The organism is Micromonospora sp. NPDC048063 (assembly GCF_043202855.1).
In the GTDB taxonomy this organism is placed as follows: Bacteria; Actinomycetota; Actinomycetes; order Mycobacteriales; family Micromonosporaceae; genus Micromonospora.
In genome coordinates this window covers 1-3,894 of sequence record NZ_JBIDBG010000043.1, presented here as the reverse complement: position 1 = coordinate 3,894, position 3,894 = coordinate 1, and the positions used below count along the sequence as shown (strand labels likewise).

Below are 3,894 nucleotides of genomic sequence, written 5' to 3'. Positions count from 1 at the left end.
GGTGGTGGTGGCGGATGTGCGGTGGGATCGGTTTGTGTCGTCGTTCACGGCGTTGCGGCCGAGCCGGTTGTTCACCGAGATCCCCGAGGCACAGTCGGCCATCGAGGCGGCGGCCCGCACCGAGAACGGCCCCACCGACCAGGTTTCCGCCTTCCGGCAGCGGCTTGCGGCGCTGACGCCGTCGGAGGCCGAGGCGACCCTGCTCGACCTCGTACGCTCCCAGGTTGCCGCGGTGCTCGGCCACGCCACCGTGGAGTCCGTGCCGCCGGACCGGGCATTCCAGCGCCTCGGCTTCGACTCCCTCACCGCGGTCGAGTTGCGCAACCGGCTGACCGCCGAGACGGGCCTCGCGCTGCCCACCACCCTGGTCTTCGACCACCCGACGCCAGCCGCCCTGGTCGCCTTCGTCCGGGAGACCGTGCTCGGCGCCTCCGGCGACGCGCCGGCCGGGCGTACGGTCACCGCCGTCGACGACGATCCGATCGTGATCGTGGGAATGGGCTGCCGCCTCCCGGGCGGCGTCGGATCGCCGGACGAGTTCTGGCAGTTGCTCTCCACGGGACGCGACGGCATCTCCGACTTCCCCCTCGACCGGGGCTGGGACACCTTCCTCGGCAGCGGCCTGTCCGACACGTCCTTCGTCCGTAGCGGCGGCTTCGTCTACGACGCCACCGAGTTCGACGCCGAGTTCTTCGGGATCTCGCCCCGCGAGGCCCTCGCCATGGACCCCCAGCAGCGGCTGCTGCTGGAGACGTCCTGGGAGGCGGTCGAATCCGCCGGTATCGACCCGACCAGCCTGAAGGGAAGCGCGGTCGGCGTCTTCGCCGGCGCCAGCTTCCAGGGGTACGCCAGCGGATCGGTGGGTCGCGCCCAGGAGGTCGGCGGCCACCTGCTCACCGGCAACGCGACGAGTGTGCTGTCGGGTCGGGTGGCGTACTCGTTCGGGTTCGAGGGGCCGGCGATGACGGTGGACACCGCGTGTTCGTCGTCGCTGGTGGCGCTGCACCTGGCGGCGCAGGCGCTGCGGTCCGGGGAGTGCGACCTCGCCCTCGCCGGCGGCGTCTGCGTCATGGCGTCCCCGGCCACCTTCGCCGAGTTCTCGATCCAGGGCGGGCTGTCGGCCGACGGCCGGTGCAAGTCGTTCTCCGAAGCCGCTGACGGCACCGGCTGGTCCGAGGGCGTGGGCATGCTGCTGGTGCAGCGGCTGTCCGACGCGCGGCGGGACGGTCGGCGGATCCTGGCCGTGGTCCGGGCCACGGCGGTGAACCAGGACGGTGCCTCCAACGGCCTGACCGCGCCCAACGGTCCGTCGCAGCAGCGGGTGATCCGGCAGGCCCTCGCGTCGGCGGGGCTGTCGGCCGGGGACGTGGACGTCGTCGAGGCGCACGGCACCGGCACCAGGCTCGGCGACCCGATCGAGGCACAGGCGTTGCTGGCGACGTACGGGCAGGGCCGCGATGAGGCTGCGCCGCTGCTCCTCGGTTCGGTGAAGTCGAACATCGGCCACACCCAGGCGGCTGCCGGCGTGGCGGGGATCATCAAGATGATCCTGGCGATGCGGGCCGGGATGGTGCCGGCGTCGTTGCACGTGGATGCGCCGTCGTCGCATGTGGACTGGTCGTCGGGTGCGGTGGAGTTGGTGACCGAGGCGCGTGAGTGGCCGGTGGTGGGGCGTCCGCGTCGGGCGGGTGTGTCGTCGTTCGGTATCTCCGGCACGAACGCGCACGTGATCCTGGAGCAGCCGGACTCCGTGTCGGAGTTCGATCCGGTGTCGGCGGTGCAGCCGGCGTCTGCGGCGGGGGAGTCCTCGGCCGTGGCGGTGGAGTCCGTGGCGGGGGAGGATTCCGTCTCGGCGTCCGTCGTGCCGGTCGGGGTGCCGGTGCCGTGGGTGGTGTCGGCGCGGTCGGAGCGTGGTCTGTCGGGTCAGGCGGCGCGGTTGGTGTCGTTCGCTCGGTCCCGCACGGATGTCGCGGTGTCGGATGTGTCGTGGTCGTTGGCGGTGTCGCGGGCGGCGTTGGAGCACCGCGCGGTGGTGTGGGGCTCGGACGCGGACGAGTTGGTGGCGGGGCTGTCGGCTGTCGCCGAGGGCCGGTCGTCGGTGGCCTCGGGTGTGGTGTCGGCGGGTCGTCGGGCGGTGTTGTTCACCGGTCAGGGTTCGCAGCGCGTCGGCATGGGCCGTGAGTTGTATGAGGCGTTCCCGGTGTTCGCGGCGTCCTTCGACGCGGTGTGCCAGGAGATCGATCCGCACCTGCCGCGTCCTCTGCGGGAGATCGTGTTCGCCGAACCGGGCAGTGCGGACGCCGCTCTGGTGGATCAGACGGTGTTCGCGCAGGCGGGGTTGTTCGCGGTTGAGGTGGCGTTGTGGGAGTTGCTGTCGTCGTGGGGTGTGCGGGCGGATTTCCTGGCGGGTCATTCGATCGGTGAGGTGACTGCCGCCTATGTGGCGGGGATGTTGTCGCTGTCGGATGCGTGTGTGTTGGTGGCGGCGCGGGGCCGGTTGATGCAGGCGTTGCCGGCTGGTGGGGTGATGGCGGCGGTCGGCGCGTCGGAGGAGTCGGTCGTCGAGCTGATCGATCTCACGGGTGCGGCGGTGGACGTCGCGGCGGTGAACGGTCCGGCGGCGGTGGTGGTGTCGGGTGCCGCCGACGAGGTGGCTGTGGTGGTGGCGGCGTCTCGTGAGCGGGGGTGGCGGACGAAGGAGTTGTCGGTCAGTCACGCGTTCCATTCGCGCCTGATGGATCCGATGCTGGACGAGTTCGCGTCGGTGGTGGCGGGGCTGGGCTGGCAGCCGCCGAGGATTCCGATCGTGTCGAACGTGACCGGGGCCGTGGCGGACACGGCGGAGATCACCGACCCGGGCTACTGGGTGCGGCACGTGCGGCAGGCGGTGCGGTTCGCCGACGGGGTGGCGGCGCTGCGGGAGCAGGGCGTCGACACGTTCCTGGAGGTCGGCCCGGACGCCGTCCTCACCGCCATGGCGGTCGAGGCAACGGCGACCGGCGACGACGTGCGGTACGTCGCCGCGCTGCGCCGCAAGCAGCCGGAACTCACCGCCCTCACCGCCGCCGTCGGGCAGCTCTGGGTCGCCGGTGTCGCGGTGGACTGGGCGGCGTACCACGGCCAGGCCGGTGCCCGGCCGCGCGTGGTCGACCTGCCCACGTACGCCTTCGACCGGCAGCGGTACTGGCTGGACGACCGGCAGCCCGGAGCGACCCCGGCGGCCGTCGACGCCCCGTCCGACGAGCGGTTCTGGGCGGCGGTCGAGTCCGGGGATCTCGGCGCGCTGGGCGAGGAACTGGCGGTGGGCGCGGACGAGCCGTCCACGGCGCTGCTGCCGAAGCTCGCCCGGTGGCGGCGGACGACGCAGCAGCGCGCCGCCGTCGACTCCTGGCGGTACCGGGCGACGTGGCGTACGGCGGTCGTGCCGGAATCCGCGACCCTGGCCGGGACCTGGCTGGTGCTGACGGCGCCGGGGCAGGAGAACCACCCGGCGGCCGAGGGGCTGGCCGCCCGTGCCGCCCGGGTGATCCCGGTGCCGATCCCGACCGACGCGGACCGGGACCGGGTGGCCCGGCTGCTGCGGGACGCGATGGGGTCCGCGGACCGGGACGCGAACGTGCTGTCCCTGCTGTCGCTCACCGACCCCAGGGAGCCGGCCGCGGTTCCGGGCGCCGCTGAGGCGTCGAGGGCGCTGACGGTGGTGCAGGCCCTGGCCGAGCTCGGCGGGACGGGCCGGCTGTGGTGGCTGACCCGTGGGGCGGTGTCGGTCGGCAGCTCCGACCCGCTCACCGACGTCGCGGGTGCGGCGGTGTGGGGTTTGGGTCGGGTGGTGGGTTTGGAGTTGCCGTTGCGGTGGGGTGGGTTGGTGGATGTGTCGGGTGTGTGGGATGGGGG

1 pseudogene is annotated in these 3,894 nt (G+C 72.9%); it reads left to right on the top strand.

What is annotated here, in order from left to right:
- Nucleotides 1-34: 34 nt before the first annotated feature.
- A pseudogene (locus ACGFZ2_RS34290) lies at nt 35-3,894 on the top strand (beta-ketoacyl synthase N-terminal-like domain-containing protein); the annotation flags it as partial.